The organism is Cellulomonas chengniuliangii (assembly GCF_024508335.1).
Taxonomy (GTDB): domain Bacteria; phylum Actinomycetota; class Actinomycetes; order Actinomycetales; family Cellulomonadaceae; genus Cellulomonas_A; species Cellulomonas_A chengniuliangii.
The window spans coordinates 3517351-3531828 of sequence record NZ_CP101988.1 but is presented as its reverse complement, the minus strand read 5'-3'; the positions used below and the strand labels follow the sequence as shown (position 1 = coordinate 3531828).

18 protein-coding genes are annotated in these 14478 nt (G+C 70.0%); 14 read left to right on the top strand and 4 right to left on the bottom strand.

The window, feature by feature from the left end:
- Positions 1 to 141: 141 nt before the first annotated feature.
- The 5 genes from NP064_RS16440 to rplI all read left to right on the top strand — a co-directional run bounded on the left by NP064_RS16440 (position 142) and on the right by rplI (position 4369).
- Positions 142 to 2529 (top strand): transglycosylase domain-containing protein, encoded by a 2388-nt coding sequence (locus tag NP064_RS16440; protein WP_227568596.1) that lies wholly within the window; start codon positions 142 to 144, stop codon positions 2527 to 2529.
- 177 nt (positions 2530 to 2706) lie between these two features.
- The gene (gene rpsF / locus NP064_RS16435) at positions 2707 to 3000 is read left to right on the top strand and encodes a 30S ribosomal protein S6 (protein ID WP_227568597.1); all 294 of its coding nucleotides are present in this window, start codon (positions 2707 to 2709) and stop codon (positions 2998 to 3000) included.
- Positions 3001 to 3062: 62 nt separating this feature from the next.
- Entirely contained in the window at positions 3063 to 3584 is a 522-nt protein-coding gene (locus NP064_RS16430) for a single-stranded DNA-binding protein (protein WP_227568598.1), read from the top strand.
- A gap of 83 nt (positions 3585 to 3667) precedes the next feature.
- Positions 3668 to 3904, top strand: coding sequence for a 30S ribosomal protein S18 (gene rpsR, locus NP064_RS16425; RefSeq protein WP_227568599.1), 237 nt, complete (start codon positions 3668 to 3670; stop codon positions 3902 to 3904).
- A gap of 15 nt (positions 3905 to 3919) precedes the next feature.
- Positions 3920 to 4369: a 50S ribosomal protein L9 gene (gene rplI / locus NP064_RS16420; protein WP_227568600.1), complete on the top strand. Its 450-nt coding sequence runs from the start codon at positions 3920 to 3922 to the stop codon at positions 4367 to 4369.
- Between the two features lie 100 nt (positions 4370 to 4469).
- On the opposite strand, the gene NP064_RS16415 is transcribed toward rplI, so the two are convergent.
- Positions 4470 to 5813, bottom strand: coding sequence for an MATE family efflux transporter (locus NP064_RS16415; protein WP_227568601.1), 1344 nt, complete (start codon positions 5811 to 5813; stop codon positions 4470 to 4472).
- Positions 5814 to 6143: 330 nt separating this feature from the next.
- Between NP064_RS16415 and dnaB the strand changes: the two genes are divergently transcribed.
- From dnaB to NP064_RS16390, 5 genes are all read left to right on the top strand, one after another.
- Positions 6144 to 7520, top strand: a complete 1377-nt coding sequence (dnaB, locus tag NP064_RS16410) for a replicative DNA helicase (RefSeq protein WP_227568602.1) — start codon at positions 6144 to 6146, stop codon at positions 7518 to 7520.
- A 52-nt stretch (positions 7521 to 7572) separates the two neighbouring features.
- Positions 7573 to 8340, top strand: a complete 768-nt coding sequence (locus NP064_RS16405) for a hypothetical protein (RefSeq protein ID WP_227568603.1) — start codon at positions 7573 to 7575, stop codon at positions 8338 to 8340.
- A 373-nt stretch (positions 8341 to 8713) separates the two neighbouring features.
- Positions 8714 to 8854 carry a hypothetical protein gene (locus NP064_RS16400; protein WP_227568604.1) on the top strand — a complete coding sequence of 47 codons (141 nt, stop codon included), beginning with the start codon at positions 8714 to 8716 and terminating at the stop codon, positions 8852 to 8854.
- A 160-nt stretch (positions 8855 to 9014) separates the two neighbouring features.
- Positions 9015 to 9485, top strand: coding sequence for a GNAT family N-acetyltransferase (locus NP064_RS16395; protein WP_227568605.1), 471 nt, complete (start codon positions 9015 to 9017; stop codon positions 9483 to 9485).
- A 56-nt stretch (positions 9486 to 9541) separates the two neighbouring features.
- Positions 9542 to 9811, top strand: a complete 270-nt coding sequence (locus NP064_RS16390; protein ID WP_256813711.1) for a hypothetical protein — start codon at positions 9542 to 9544, stop codon at positions 9809 to 9811.
- Positions 9812 to 9842: 31 nt separating this feature from the next.
- Here the strand turns inward: NP064_RS16390 and NP064_RS16385 are convergent, their stop codons facing one another.
- On the bottom strand, positions 9843 to 10409 hold the full coding sequence (locus NP064_RS16385) for a TetR/AcrR family transcriptional regulator (RefSeq protein WP_227568607.1): 567 nt from the start codon (positions 10407 to 10409) through the stop codon (positions 9843 to 9845).
- A 125-nt stretch (positions 10410 to 10534) separates the two neighbouring features.
- Between NP064_RS16385 and NP064_RS16380 the strand changes: the two genes are divergently transcribed.
- From NP064_RS16380 to NP064_RS16370, 3 genes are all read left to right on the top strand, one after another.
- Entirely contained in the window at positions 10535 to 11497 is a 963-nt protein-coding gene (locus NP064_RS16380; RefSeq protein ID WP_227568608.1) for a ketopantoate reductase family protein, read from the top strand.
- A gap of 22 nt (positions 11498 to 11519) precedes the next feature.
- Positions 11520 to 12272 (top strand): class I SAM-dependent methyltransferase, encoded by a 753-nt coding sequence (locus NP064_RS16375; protein ID WP_227568609.1) that lies wholly within the window; start codon positions 11520 to 11522, stop codon positions 12270 to 12272.
- A gap of 165 nt (positions 12273 to 12437) precedes the next feature.
- Positions 12438 to 12707, top strand: coding sequence for a hypothetical protein (locus tag NP064_RS16370; RefSeq protein ID WP_227568610.1), 270 nt, complete (start codon positions 12438 to 12440; stop codon positions 12705 to 12707).
- 26 nt (positions 12708 to 12733) lie between these two features.
- Here the strand turns inward: NP064_RS16370 and NP064_RS16365 are convergent, their stop codons facing one another.
- Entirely contained in the window at positions 12734 to 13147 is a 414-nt protein-coding gene (locus NP064_RS16365; RefSeq protein WP_227568611.1) for an ACT domain-containing protein, read from the bottom strand.
- Positions 13144 to 13605, bottom strand: coding sequence for an OsmC family protein (locus NP064_RS16360; protein ID WP_227568612.1), 462 nt, complete (start codon positions 13603 to 13605; stop codon positions 13144 to 13146). The genes NP064_RS16365 and NP064_RS16360 overlap by 4 nt, the downstream gene beginning before the upstream one ends.
- Before the next feature lie 64 nt (positions 13606 to 13669).
- Here NP064_RS16360 and NP064_RS16355 point away from each other — a divergent pair, with 64 nt between their 5' ends.
- The gene (locus NP064_RS16355; protein WP_227568613.1) at positions 13670 to 14356 is read left to right on the top strand and encodes an ArsR/SmtB family transcription factor; all 687 of its coding nucleotides are present in this window, start codon (positions 13670 to 13672) and stop codon (positions 14354 to 14356) included.
- Positions 14357 to 14478 lie beyond the last annotated feature (122 nt).

The window sequence follows — 14478 nt, the reverse complement described above, 5'->3', positions numbered from 1 at the left end:
TCATGTGAATCCGGGGTCCCGGTCGAGGTCTTCCGTGCCCATGCACAACCCGTTCCCCCATACTGAACCGGCGGTCCCCCCGGCGCGTGCTGCTGCCTGCTGGGCGGATTGCGGTCCGGATGTCAGCAGGAAGGCAAGGTCTTGGCAGGCTCCAACCGTCGGGCTTCCACGCCCGCGCGTCGCGGCTCCACCGCCCGCGGACGCAAGGCCGCTCCGCGCCGCCGTTTCTTCGACTACCCGCGCACCGGCTACCGCGGCCTGCACCGCTGGCTTCCGTCCTGGCGCTTCCTGCTCGGGTCCGTGCTCGGCGTCGCCTTCCTGGGGTTCGGCGCCCTCGCGGCCGCCTACGTCGTCATCGAAGTGCCCGACCCGGACGCCGAGATCCAGTCGGAGGCGTCGACGATCTACTTCGCCGACAACCCCGACGGCACCCCTGGCTCCGAGATGGCCACGATCGCCGCGCAGAAGCGCGAGATCGTCCCGTACGACACGCTGCCCAAGCATGTCGGTGACGCGGTCATCGCCTCCGAGGACCGCACCTTCTGGGAGAACCGCGGGGTCTCCGTGAAGGGCACCGTCCGCGCGCTGCTCAACAACGTGAGCGGCGGCAAGCAGCAGGGCGCCTCGACCCTCACGCAGCAATACGTCGAGCGGTACTACAACCTGCCGACCAAGTCCTACGTGGGCAAGGCCAAGGAAGCCCTGCTCGCCGTCAAGATCAACCAGACGGTCGACAAGAAGGACATCCTCGGCCGCTACCTCAACACCATCTACTTCGGCCGCGACGCCTACGGCATCCAGGTCGCCGCGAAGACGTACTTCGGCGTCGAGGCCAAGGACCTCACGGTCTCGCAGGCCGCCCTCCTGGCCGGGATCATCCCCTCGCCCAACAACTGGGACCCCGCCGTGTCGCCTGAGAAGGCCGAGCAGCGGTGGAACTCCGTGCTCGCCAACATGGTCAAGGACGGCCACATCACGCAGGCCGAGCGGGACGCCCAGGTGTTCCCCGAGACGATCGTGCACGAGCGCAGCAGCGTCAACGGGGGCACCAACGGCCACCTCATCAAGATGGTCAAGGACGAGCTGGCTGAAGAGGGCATCACCGAGGAGATGATCGCCACCAAGGGCTACAAGATCGTCACCACGATCCAGGAGCCGCTGCAGCAGGCCGCTGTTGACTCGGCCAATGCCCTCTTCGACGGGACCCTCGCGGGCGAGGCGCCCAACGAGCGCACCAAGGCCGGCATCGTGTCCATCGACCCCACCGACGGGGCCATCGTCGCCCTGTTCGGCGGCGGCGACTTCCTCGTGGACCAGCGCAACCGGGTCACCTGGGACAAGATCCAGGCCGGATCGACGTTCAAGCCGTTCACGCTGGTCGCCGCCCTGGAGCAGGGCATCGGGCTGGGCACCACCTACTCCGGCGCGAGCCCCATGCGGGACCTGCCGGGCTGGGGCGACAAGGCGGTGCAGAACTTCGGCGGGGACTCGTTCGGCACGATCGACTTGGTGAAGGCCACGGAGCAGTCGGTCAACACGGTCTACGCCCAGCTCAACAACGACGTGACGCCGGCGAAGACGGCCGAGGTGGCGCGCGAGCTCGGCATCACGACCGAGGTGGAGGCCGTCGCCTCGAACGTGCTCGGATCCGGGCTGGTGCACCCGCTCGACATGGCCAGCGCCTACGCCACGATCGCCGCGCAGGGCACGTACTCGGAGCCGTTCATCGTCCGCAAGATCACCTACATCAGCGACGGCTCCGAGGCGCTCGTCCCGGACCGGGTGCAGGAGAAGCGGTTCGAGGCGGACGTCATGGCGGACACCACGTACGCCATGACCCAGGTGGTCGAGAACGGGTCGGGAAAGAAGTACGTCAAGCCGCTCGGCAGGCCGATCGCCGGCAAGACCGGCACCTCGACGGACAACAAGTCGGCGTGGTTCGTCGGGTACACGCCGCAGATCTCCACGGCCGTGGCACTGAGCCAGGAGGCGGCGGACGGGAAGGGGCAGGACTCCATCGCCGCGTTCGGCGGGGTGAGGGAGATCACGGGCTCGACCTGGCCCGCGGCGCTCTGGGCCGACTACATGAAGAAGGCCTTCACCCTCGAGCCCTACGCGCAGGTGCAGCAGTTCCCGGCGCGCGCCAACGTGGGCGGGATGCCCACCGCGACGCCCACCGAGGAGGTCACCGAGGAGCCGGAGGTCGAGGAGCCGGTCATCGAGAACGTGGCGGTGCCCGCGCTCGAGGGCAAGCTCGAGGCGGACGCCGAGGCGGCGCTCTCGAACGCCGGGCTGTCGGTGGCGGTGCAGTCGCAGCCGTCCGAGACCGTGGCGAAGGGCCGCGTCGTCAGCGCGAACCCCGGTTCCGGCGCCAGTGTCCCGAAGGGCACGACCGTGACGATCGTCGTCTCGACCGGTCCCGCGCCCAAGCCCACCCAGCCACCGGTGACCGTCCCGCCGCCCGCTCCGACGCCGCAGCCCACCCAGGACCCGCCCGTGCCCCCGGCGGATCCCCCGGCAGGTGGGTGACCGGATTTCGGCGGCGGGCCGCAGCGCGGTAGCCTAGGCCCCTTGCTGTGCCTGTCGATGAGGTCGCAGATCGATCTCGACGACAGGCGGCGCCATGGCCCAGGCCCTGGCGCAGCGACGCACGATGACCCTCCTGTCACGGACAGACCGTGACCGTTGAGACCAGAGGAGGTGGGTATGAGCCTGCGTCAGTACGAGATCATGATCATCCTCGACCCCGAGATCGAAGAGCGCACGGTTGCTCCTTCGCTCGACAAGTACCTGTCCGTCATCAAGACCGATGGCGGCACGGTCGACAAGGTCGACATCTGGGGACGGCGCCGTCTGGCGTACGACATCCAGAAGAAGTCCGAGGGCATCTACGCGGTTATCGACTTCACGTCGACGCCCGCGACCGCCAAGGAGCTCGACCGTCAGCTGGGCCTCAACGAGGTCGTCCTGCGTACCAAGGTCCTTCGCGCCAACGCCTGAGCGCGTCAGACCTGCTCTTTAACGTACGCACCATCTGACTCACGACGAACGAGGAGGCCCGCATGGCTGGCGAGACCGTCATCACGGTGATCGGGAACCTGACCGGGGACCCGGAGCTGCGCTTCACCCCGTCAGGGGCTGCCGTCGCCAACTTCACGGTGGCCTCCACCCCCCGCACCTTCGACCGTCAGTCGAACGAGTGGAAGGACGGCGACACGCTGTTCCTCCGCTGCTCGATCTGGCGCGAGGCTGCGGAGAACGTCGCTGAGTCACTCACCAAGGGCACCCGCGTCATCGTGACCGGTCGGCTCGTGCAGCGCTCCTACGAGACCCGCGAGGGCGAGAAGCGCACTGTGTACGAGCTGCAGGTCGACGAGGTCGGCCCGTCCCTGCGCTACGCCAGCGCCAAGGTCACCCGGGCCCAGCGCTCGGGTGGCGGCGGCGGTGGCTTCGGCGGAGGCGGCGGTGGCGGCTTCTCCGGTGGCGGCAGCTCGAGCGGTGGCGGCAGCCAGCAGGACGACCCGTGGGCCACGCCGGCCCCCGGCGGCTCCGGCGGCGGCTTCTCCGACGAGCCTCCGTTCTGATCGGCGCCCAGCACCACTGACACACCCATCCCGGGGTATGGCAACGCCCCGGGCTCCCGGACTTCATGACAAGGAGCACCGCGATGGCCAAGGCCGTTGTTCGCAAGCCCAAGAAGAAGCTGAACCCGCTCAAGGCGGCGAAGATCGATGTCGTCGACTACAAGGACACCGCGCTGCTGCGCAAGTTCATCTCGGACCGCGGGAAGATCCGCGCACGCCGGGTGACCGGTGTCACCACCCAGGAGCAGCGCGCGATCGCGCGTGCCGTCAAGAACGCACGCGAGATGGCGCTCCTGCCGTACTCGTCGTCCGCTCGCTGAGAAGGAGGTAGACCCATGGCCAAGCTCATCCTGACCCACGAGGTCACCGGTCTCGGTGCTCCGGGCGACGTGGTGGACGTGAAGGACGGGTACGCCCGCAACTTCCTCGTCCCCCGTGGCCTGGCCACCGGCTGGAGCAAGGGCGCCGAGAAGGAGATCGCCGCGATCCGCAAGGCCCGCAAGGCCCGCGAGATCGAGACGCTCGACGAGGCGAAGGCGACGCGTGACTCGCTGCAGTCCAAGCCGGTCGTCGTGTCGGCGAAGGCCGGCGAGTCCGGCCGTCTGTTCGGCGCCGTGACGACCGCTGAGATCGCTGACGCGGTCAAGGCTGCCGGCGGCCCGTCCGTCGACCGTCGCAAGATCGAGGTCGGTCAGCCGATCAAGGCTGTCGGCGAGTTCGAGGTCAAGGTCCGCCTGCACGCGGACGTCTCGGCGAACGTGACCGTCAAGGTCGTCGCCGCCTGACCTGCTTCACCTGATCGCCGAAGGCCCGGTCCCTCCTCGGAGGGGCCGGGCCTTCGTGCGTCTGCTTTCCCCGAGTGCTCGGATCCGGTCCGCTGAGGGCTCAGGCCCCGCTGACGGCCCACCGGTCGCCGCGCGCCCGCAGGCCCGTCGTGACGGCGCGCGCCATCATGAACACCCCTGCGAAGGCCGCCCAGAGCCACGCCAGCCCGGCCGCGCCTGGGGGAGCCCAGGCCCGCACGGCCAGTGCGAACGGGACGTAGGCGGCGAGGGTCACGAGTCCCGCCCACGCGAGGAACGTGCCGTCGCCGGCGCCGATGAGCACGCCGTCGAGCACGAACACCCAGCCGGCGAGCGGCATCGTCACCGCGGCGACCAGCAACCCCACGGTGACGGCGTGGCGCACGTCGCCGGACTCCGAGAACGCCAGGGCGAGCACGCCGCTGCCCAGGCCCACCAGGAGCCCGAGCACCGCGCCCGCCCCGACACCCCACTGCAGGGTGCGTCGCAGCAGTGAGCGGGCCTGTGCCACGTCACCGGCGCCCAGGGCGTGGCCCACGAGGGCCTGCGCGGCGATCGCGAGGGCGTCGAGGGCGAAGGCGACCAGGCCCCACACGGCGTTGACCACCTGGTGGCCCGCCAGGGTCACGGTGCCCAGGCCGGTGGCGACCCACACGGTGAGCAGGATCGCGACGCGCAGGGACAGGGTGCGGATGAACAGGGGCAGGCCGGCACGGGCATTGCCCAGGATGCCCCCGAGGGCGGGGGACAGGGACGCCCCGGCAGCCCTGGCGCCCCGCACCACGACGATGACGAGCGTCGCGCCCATCGCGAGCTGGGTGAGGGCCGTGCCGAAGCCCGACCCGGCGATGCCCATGCCGACGCCGTAGACGAGGGTCACGTTGAGGGCCGCGTTGGCGACGGCGCCGGAGGCCGCGACGACCAGGGGGGTGCGGGTGTCGAGCATGCCGCGCAGGGCGCCGGTGGCGGCGAGCACTAGCAGCATCCCGGGCAGGCCGGGAGCCGACCAGCGCAGATAGGTGATCGCCTGGGTCGCGACCTCGCCGCGGGCGCCCAGCAGCTCGACGGCCCACGGCGCCATGGCCCAGGTGGCCGCGGCCAGTAGGACGCCGAGCCCGGCGGCGAGCCACAGGCCGTCGACGCCGAGCTGCAGGGCGCCTGCCCGGTCGCCGGACCCGGTGCGCCGGGCGACGGCCGCGGTGGTGGCGTACGCGAGGAAGACGCACAGGCCGACGATGGTCAGCAGGACGGTCGAGGCGAGCGACAGCCCGGCCAGCTCGTCGGTGCCGAGGCGGCCGACGACGGCCGAGTCGACCAGCACGAACAGGGGTTCTGCGACGAGGGCGCCGAGGGCCGGGACGGCCAGGGTGAGGATCTGGCGGTCGACCGTGGACGTGCGGTGTCCACGCTTCGGGATGTCGTTCAACTTTCTCCTGTCCACACCAGGTGGATGACATTTGCGCCGGTGAGGGCTGCCGCGCAGCCTCGAGCCACCACCGTATCCACAGGACTGTCCACGGCTTGTGCATAACTCTGAGCGTGAGATCCACAGCTATCCACAAGCCGTCCACAGGACCTGTGGATAACGGGTTTGTGAACGCTGGCCACCCACGCCTAACCTCGCGAGCAGGTGGAGGACAGGGATGCCTGCGGCCACCGACAGGGTTGGCGTGACGAACATGGTGACGGGCATGGTGTCGGACCCTCCTGCTAGAACACCTGTTCGACCGATGAACGCGAATCTGGGGATGAGTCTGTGACGATCGAGGAGCTCGAGTACGGCGGCCCGCCCGACACCGGGCACGCCCGCGGCGGATTCGACCGGACGCCCCCGCAGGACGTCGCCGCAGAGCAGAGCGTGCTCGGCGGCATGATGATCTCGAAGGACGCCATCGCCGACGTCGTCGAGCAGCTGCGCGGCTCCGACTTCTACCGCCCCGCCCACGAGGCGATCTACGACGCGATCCTCGACCTGTACGGCCGCGGGGAGCCCGCCGACGCCGTCACCGTCGCCGACGAGCTGACCAAGCGCGGCGACATGGGCCGCATCGGCGGAGCCCCGTACCTGCACACCCTCATCTCGATGGTGCCCACCGCCGCGAACGCCGGGTACTACGCCCGCATCGTGCGCGAGCGTGCCGTGCTGCGCCGCCTCGTCGAGGCCGGCACCCGCATCGTCCAGCTCGGCTACGCCACGGACGGGGGCGACGTCGACGAGATCGTCAACAACGCCCAGGCCGAGGTCTACGCCGTCACCGAGAAGCGCACCACCGAGGACTACCACATCCTCGGCGACGTCATTGGCGGCACCGTCGACGAGATCGAGGCCGCCGGCAACCGCGGCGAGGGCATGATCGGCGTGCCCACCGGCTTCGCCGACCTCGACCGGCTGACCAATGGACTGCACCCGGGGCAAATGATTGTTTTGGCCGCGAGGCCTGCAATTGGAAAATCCACCCTGGGAATCGATATTGCACGTTCTGCGGCAATTCGACACAACCTGGCCTCGGTTGTGTTCTCGCTCGAGATGGGCCGCAACGAGATCACGATGCGCCTGCTCTCCGCCGAAGCGCGCATCCATCTGCAGAAGATGCGCACCGGGCAGATGGGCGAGGACGACTGGCAGAAGCTCGCCGCGACGATGGGCAAGATCTCCGAGGCGCCGCTGTTCATCGACGACTCGCCGAACATGTCGCTCATGGAGATCCGCGCGAAGTGCCGGCGGCTCAAGCAGAAGCACGACCTCAAGCTCGTGGTCATCGACTACCTGCAGCTCATGTCCTCCGGCAAGCGCGTCGAGTCCCGTCAGCAGGAGGTCTCGGAGTTCTCGCGTGCCCTCAAGCTCCTCGCCAAGGAGATCGAGGTCCCGGTCATCGCCATCTCGCAGCTGAACCGTGGCCCTGAGCAGCGCACCGACAAGCGCCCGGCGATGAGCGACCTTCGCGAATCCGGCTCTATCGAACAAGATGCCGACATGGTCATTCTTTTGCACCGCGAAGATGCCTACGAAAAGGAATCGCCCCGCGCGGGAGAGGCCGACCTCATTGTGGCCAAGCATCGTAATGGCCCGACGGACACCATCACCGTGGCATTCCAGGGCCACTACTCGCGGTTCGTCGACATGCAGGCGTAGTCGTTGCTCTGCTGCTCCTCGTCGTCGGCGCGTGCGAGTGAGAAGATCCGACATGGTCGTTCGGACGGATGAGCGGTACCTGCTCGACGGTGCGTGGTTCCCGGTGACGCACGGCATCGCGTTCCTCGCGGCGGATGCCGCGACGTGCGCGGACGTGCTCGTGTCCTGGCGTGGCCGTGCCACGACCGAGCTCACCGGCGGCGTCATGCGCACGCGGCGTGTCGAGGGCACGCTCCCGGAGCTGCTGGGCACCCTGCTGCCGCTGAGGACGGCGTACGTGACGCGCTACCTTCTGCTGCCGACCGCCGGCGCGCGCTGGACGGCCATGCTGGACAACTCGTGGCGCGGGAGCGAGGCGATCAGCGCCGCGGGAGGGATGGCCGCGCAGCCTGGCGGGATGCGCGGGGTCGGCGTCGTGGACTCCCCACAGACGTTCGACCGCCGGACCAGAACAGGGTGGTGGGGAGCGCGCGGGGTCGCGGTGTTCGACCCGGATCCGAGCGCGAAGTGGGGTGTGCGCGGCTCGAGCGTGAAGGTGCAGGTGTCGGACACGGGTCGCCGCTGGGAACTCACCGAGCCGGACGAGGAGTGGCCGCTTCCCGACCCCCTGGACCGCGAGGCTCGACGCACGCAGGACAAGTTCTCCCGGGCGTCTCTCCTGCGGGTCGCGGACTCGCTCGGTATCCGCCTCCACGACGAGAGCTTCTACGCCCCGGACGGGTGGGGGGTGCTCGTCGAGCTGGTCGGCGGGCGTGGTGTGCCGGGCCGTGAGCGCACCCTCGCCCAGGCGCAGGCGCACGAGTTCCCGGAGGAACGCTGACGGAGAGGGCACCACGCTGACAGACGGCTTCTACGCCGCACGGTGGCATCGCTCGCCCGAGACGAGATCACGCAGCATCAGGCGCCGGCTATGCGTCGCCATGTCGGCACTCGTCAACCACGCCGCATTTGACCGATCGCGGTGCACGGCACCTCAGTACTACGCCTCGGGATCGACCTTCCCTCGTGGCGGGAACGCCGTACCTCTGGGCCAGGGGTCGGGCAGCGCGAAGAGGTCGATCGGCGACGCGATGCCGGCCCGGAGAGGTGGGAAGTCACGGACCACCCCGAGTGGACGACACGCGCCGGTCAGCCAATCTCAGCGGTCGACACCTTCTGGGATCGGATCGAGTACGGTCCCGCGAGGTACTCCGATGGGCGCATCGCGGAGCCAGCCAGTAGGAACAGCCAAACTGGAGGGCCGGTCCGACGAGGCCGGCCGGCTCACCTCGCATGACGTGGTGATCCTGCCGCTGACGGCAGACGACGTGCGCGTGGACGATGCGGACGCCTAGGCGTGGCCCGTGCTCGCGGACGTGTACACGCCACGGCGGACGGTAACGTGCTCGCCATCCACGGCCTCGGCGGGCGGCGGGTTCGCGCAGGCGCCGGCGATCGCACGCCGCTTGGCGGCAGGGGCACTGAAGGACAGGGGACGCCATGAGGGTGGTCCGGGTGACCGCGCAGACGGACACCGAGACGGTGGCGCAGGTGGCTGACCTGTTCGTCGCCTACCGCGGCTTCTACGGACGCGAGGGCGACGATACCGCCGCGCGTGCGTTCCTGAGGGCCCGCGTCGAGCGCGGCGACTCCTTGGTGTGGGCCGTGCTCGACGACGGTCGCGCGGTCGCGTTCACGCAGGTGTACCCGGGCCACTCGTCCCTGCGGCTGCACACAACGTGGCAGCTCAACGACCTGTTCGTCGCCTCGGACGTCCGGGGCGGCGGAGCAGGCGTTGCTCTCGTCCGTCACGTCCTCGCGGAGGCCGCCGGCGCCGGTGCGCATGAGGTCAGGCTCGAGACGCAACGCACGAACACTCGCGCCCGCGCGCTGTACGAGCGGCTGGGCTTCGGCCTCGCCGCCGACGCCCCGCAGGACGGCGAGTTCCTCACCTACACGAGAGCCCCAGAGGGCAGCGATGGATGACGTGTCTGCCCGGGAGGCAGGTGCTGATGCGTGACGGGCACGTGGGCGTCCGTCTGATGAACGACTACGCCTGTGACTGGCCAATCTGGTGGGCCGAAGGGCTACAGGCACAGCCGGAGGACCTCGACCTGTCGGGGGACCTCGAGGAGAAGGTCCGTGCGTGGGCACGGCATTTCCATGAGCACTTCGACCACCTCAGCCACTGGGACTGCGATCAGGCCAAGCAGACGCACGCCCGGCTAGCACGTGAGATCGAGGCCGAGCTCACCACCCAGATCGGCCGCGACCTCGAAGTCCGCGCGGATCTCTGGGAGTTGCGGGACTGACGCCCCTGCACGTGGGGTCGCGATGACTTCATCAGCCGGGGCGGCGCAGCCCGTCGAGCACGAGGGCGATGGCGCCGTCTGCGTCGTCCCGGGAGCCTGGCTGGGCACAGGCCGTGCAGATCCCCTCCAGGACCATCATGACGGCGCCGGCGCCCACGTCGTCGCGGATGGTCCCGTCCTTGATGCCCGCGGCCAGCAGGTCGGCGATGACTTGGCCCAGTTCCCGGCCGCCGTCGGCGAGCGTGTCTGAACGTCCGGCCATCTGCGTGGCGAGCGTGCGGGCCAGGCCCTGGTGGGCATGCACATGATCCACGAATTCCCGCAGGAAGGCTGCCAGCGCCGCCGCCGCGGGGAGCGTGGTGTGCAGCTCGCGAGCGCGGGCGCACATCGCTGTGATCTCTTCACGGTAGACGGCCTCGGCCAGCGCCTCGCGGGTCGGAAAGTGCCGGTACAGCGTCCCCGTGCCCACGCCGGCCAGCCGCGCGAAGTCATCGAAACGCATGTCGAAGCGGCCTTCGGCGAAGAGCTCACGGGCCTTCGCGAGCAGCGCTTCACGGTTGCGCCGGGCGTCGGCGCGCAGGGGCTTGGTGGTGGTCAACAGAGCTCCTTGACAAGTGGAGACCGTCTCCATATGTTCGAACTGGAGATCGTCTCCACTTGACGCTACCTCGCCGACCACACCTGGTCAACGGCGACCACGTGTCCTGGGCGGGAGGAGCGGGCATGAAGATTCTGATGTTCGGCCGGGGTGTCATCGCCGTGGCGTACGGGTGGGCGTTGGAGCGCGCCGGGCACGAGATCGAGTTCTACGTGCGTCCCGGTCGAGCAGCCGAATACGGAGGAGCGATCGACCTCGACCTGCTCGACGCGCGGCGCCGGCTGCGAGGACGACGCGTCGTCGAGAAATGGCCGGTTCGCTACCGCGAATCGCTGGAGCCGGACCACGACTTCGACCTGATCGTGGTGAGTGTGCAGCACTACGGCCTCGCCGAGGCTGTGTCCTTCCTGGCTCCGCGCGTCGGCAAGGCGACGGTGCTCGTCTTCAACAACCTGTGGGCCGAGCCGTCGGCGGCAATCGACGCCCTGCCCGCTGGCCAGGTGGCCTGGGGCTTCCCCGGCGCCGGTGGCGGCGTCGGAGACGACGGCGTGCTGAGGGCCGCCCTGCTGCCCGCTGCCTTCTTCGGCACCCTTGGCGGGCCGCCGACGGAGCGGGCGCAAGCCGTGCGCGCGGCGTTCCGCGAGGCCGGGTTCAGGATTCGGGAGACCACCGACTTCCGGGGCTGGTTGTTGATCCACTTCATCCAGAACGCCGGCCTGCACACGCAGAGCCTGAGGCTGGGCTCCCTCTCCAAGCTGGCCGGGAACCCACGCAACATCCGCGAGGCGATTCTCGCGACCCGAGAGCTACTGCCCCTCGCCCAGGCGCGCGGCGTCGACTTGCGGCGGCATCGCGGCGACGTGCTGCCGTTCACGGCGCCTGTCTGGTTGGCGGCGCCGGTGCTCGCGACGCTGATGGGCCACTTCCCGCCCATGCGCAGGGTGATGGAGGCGCACGCCAACCCCGAGGAGCTTCGCGCGGTCTGCCGCGACACCCTGGCCGAGGCGCGCCGCCTGGGCGTGTCGGCGCCGCGACTTGAGGCGGCCGAGCCATATTTCGCTGTCGGGCAGAATTCAGGCCCGGTCTGAGCGCTGTCTTCGAGGGGGCTCCATGAGTGAACGGTTCTACTCCGACGCGAGGCTGTACGACCGGTTGTTCGCGGGTGGGGAGCCGGCCACCGAGTTCTACCGGGCCGAGGCCGAGAAACAGGGCGGGTCGGTCTTGGAACTCGGGTGCGGCACCGGGCGCAAACTGATTCCCATCGCCTCCGCCGGGTATCCGTGCACCGGCCTGGACCTCTCGGCGGACATGCTCACCGAAGCCCAGCGCAAGGCGGACGAGCGCGCGCTCGCCGTGGAGTGGGTGCGCGGCGACATGCGGGAGTTCGACTTCGGCCGCACGTTCGATCTGGTGTTCATCGCAGCCAATTCGCTGCTCCATCTGCACGAGACTGCCGACCTGCTGGGTTGCTTCCGATCGGTGCGAGCGCACCTGGCGCCCGGAGCTCGCTTCGTCTTCGACGTCTTCAACCCGAACGCGCGTTTCCTTGCCGATGCTGACGGCGTTCGACGCACCCGTGACGGGTTGTCCTTCGTGGATCCCGATCGTGGCGACGTGAGGGTTGATGTCGCCGAGACCTACGACGCTGCCGCGCAGGTGACCCGGGGCACGTGGTACTTCTCCGCCGAGTCAGAGCCCGACTTCCTCGTCGCCCCGCTCGAGCTCAGGAGCGTCTTCCCTCAGGAACTCCCCTTGCTGCTGTCCGCCGCAGGGCTTCGGCTCGTCGAGCGGTTCGGCGACTGGTCGGGTGGGCCATTCACCAGCGATGCGCCGATCCAACTCTGCGTCTGCGAGTCGGACTAGAGCCCAGACGTGGGGCCGCGGAGCCTCAGTCGACGTGCCCTCGAGCTCGGCCGCACGGCGCGAATCTCGACACGACGCCCGGACGGATGGCGCAGCACCGCGCGGGCGCCGAGGATGGGACCGACCTGGTCCGTGACGGTCCAGGCGCGGCAGGAAGGGGCCACCATGAGCGACACATCGCACGACCCGGACGCCGGGGCGCAGGATGAAGGCGGCTACGGGTACCCGACCCTCGAGCAGGAGGTCACCCCGGAGGTGCTGGAGGCGGGCGCCGAGTCCGACGGGCCAGGCGACTCCGCGCGCAGTGACGCCGAGTCAGCCGAGGTCAGCGGTGAGGCCGAGGTCAGCGGTGAGGCGAAGGACAGCGGTGAGGAAGACACGCCCGCGCCTGGCGAGCTCGTAGAGGACCCGCCGGCGGTCGAGCCGACCGACTGAACGATCCGCCGGCCACCGCGCCCCGGTCAGCCCAGGCCCGGATCCCGACACCAACGGGCGGCCGCTGCGGCGCATCGCCGGTGGTCGGCCGGGTGGGGCACGAGAACGAGCTGGTTGTCGTGGTCGCTGTACTGCGTGCGGAGGTTGACGCCCGCGTCAGCCATGAGGCGGGCGACCTGGCCCAGCTGACCGGGGGCGCCTTGATCGAGGCGGAGCAGCACCACCTCTGACACGGTGACCGGGCCGATGTGGGCGGCGTCCAGTGCAGCCTGGGCACGGTCGGCGTCGGCCACCAAGAAGTGCGCCACGGCGATGCCGGAGTGGCCGAAGACCCCGCCGCCTTCGAGGCTTACGCCGGCCGCGCCGAGCACTTCTCCGAGCTCGGCCAGCGCGCCGGGCCGGTCTTCGAGCAGCACCTCGATGTCCCGCAGCGCGCTCATGCGTCCACCACCGTGGGGGAGATCGCGATGTCGGCGGTGAGCGAGTGAGCGATGTAACACTGGTCGTGCGCCTGCTCCATGAGCGCGCGGACCAAGTCGTGGTCGGTGCCCGGAGCGACCTGGACGACTGGACTGAGCGTGATCTGTGTCAGTCGAGCGGGCGGGGGGCCGCTGGGCATGATCCCCTCGGCGTCGTCCGTGTAGGTGATGACGTCGACGCCCGCCTGGGCCGCGACCGCCAGGAACGACAGAAGCTGGCACGAGCTGGCCGCCATCACGAGCAGCTGCTCCGGGTTCAGCCTGGTCGCGTCGCCGCGGAACTCCGGGGCGGCGCTGAGCTCGACACCCGGAGCGTTGCCCTGGGCTCCAGCCGCGTGGTGGTCTCGCCGATAGGACCGGTAGCCGTCGCCTGTCGAGCCCGACCAGTCGAGGTGCGTCGCGTACAGGTGTGTCGTCATGAGCCGACCATAGGACCGCAATATTTCGGGTCGGGCCGAAGTGTCCGCGGGGTACGGTCGAGACGTGGGCAGGGACTTCTCCGTCATCGGCCGGGCCCTCGCCGCGCCTGCGCGATCGACGTTCGTGGACCTCCTGATGGACGGCTCGCGACGGCCTGCGGGGGAGCTCGCCAGCGCGGCCGGGGTGTCCGCCGCCACAGCGAGCGAGCACCTGTCCGTCCTGGTCGAGGCCGGCCTGGTCCGGTGCGAGCCGCGTGGACGTCAACGGTTCTACGCGTTGGCCGACGACTCGGTCGCTGCCGCGCTGGAGCAGCTGGGCCACCTGTGCCCGCCCGCCTCGACGACGTCGTACCGCCGATCGCGGGACGCTCGAGACCTCGCGCGGGCGCGGCTGTGCTACGACCACATCGCCGGCCGCGTGGGCGTCGCGCTGCTGGAGTCGATGCAGCGCTCGGCGTGGCTCACGCCCGGCGACGCCCGCCTCACAGCCGGGGGACGCGCCGCCCTCACCGGGCTCGGCGTCCCAATCGAGGACCTGGAGTCGCGGGCCCGACCGATCGTGCGGACCTGCCCGGACTGGACCGAGCGACGACCCCATCTGGCAGGCGGCCTCGGTGCGGCGCTCGCCACCCTCTTCACCGAGCGCGCGTGGGTGCGGCGCCGGGCCCGAGGGCGCGGTCTCGACATCACCCGGGAGGGGAGCGAGGCTCTCGCGCGCATCTGGACCGTCGCGCCCGACTCGTGGGCCTAGCCCGGCAGGTCCCGGTCCAGGCCCAGCCGTGGTCCGCTTGACCTGACGGCATCCGCACTCAGCAGGCGCCGTGCGCCACGACGACGGCGCCGCACCGTGGGGGTGCGACGCCGCCGTCAGAG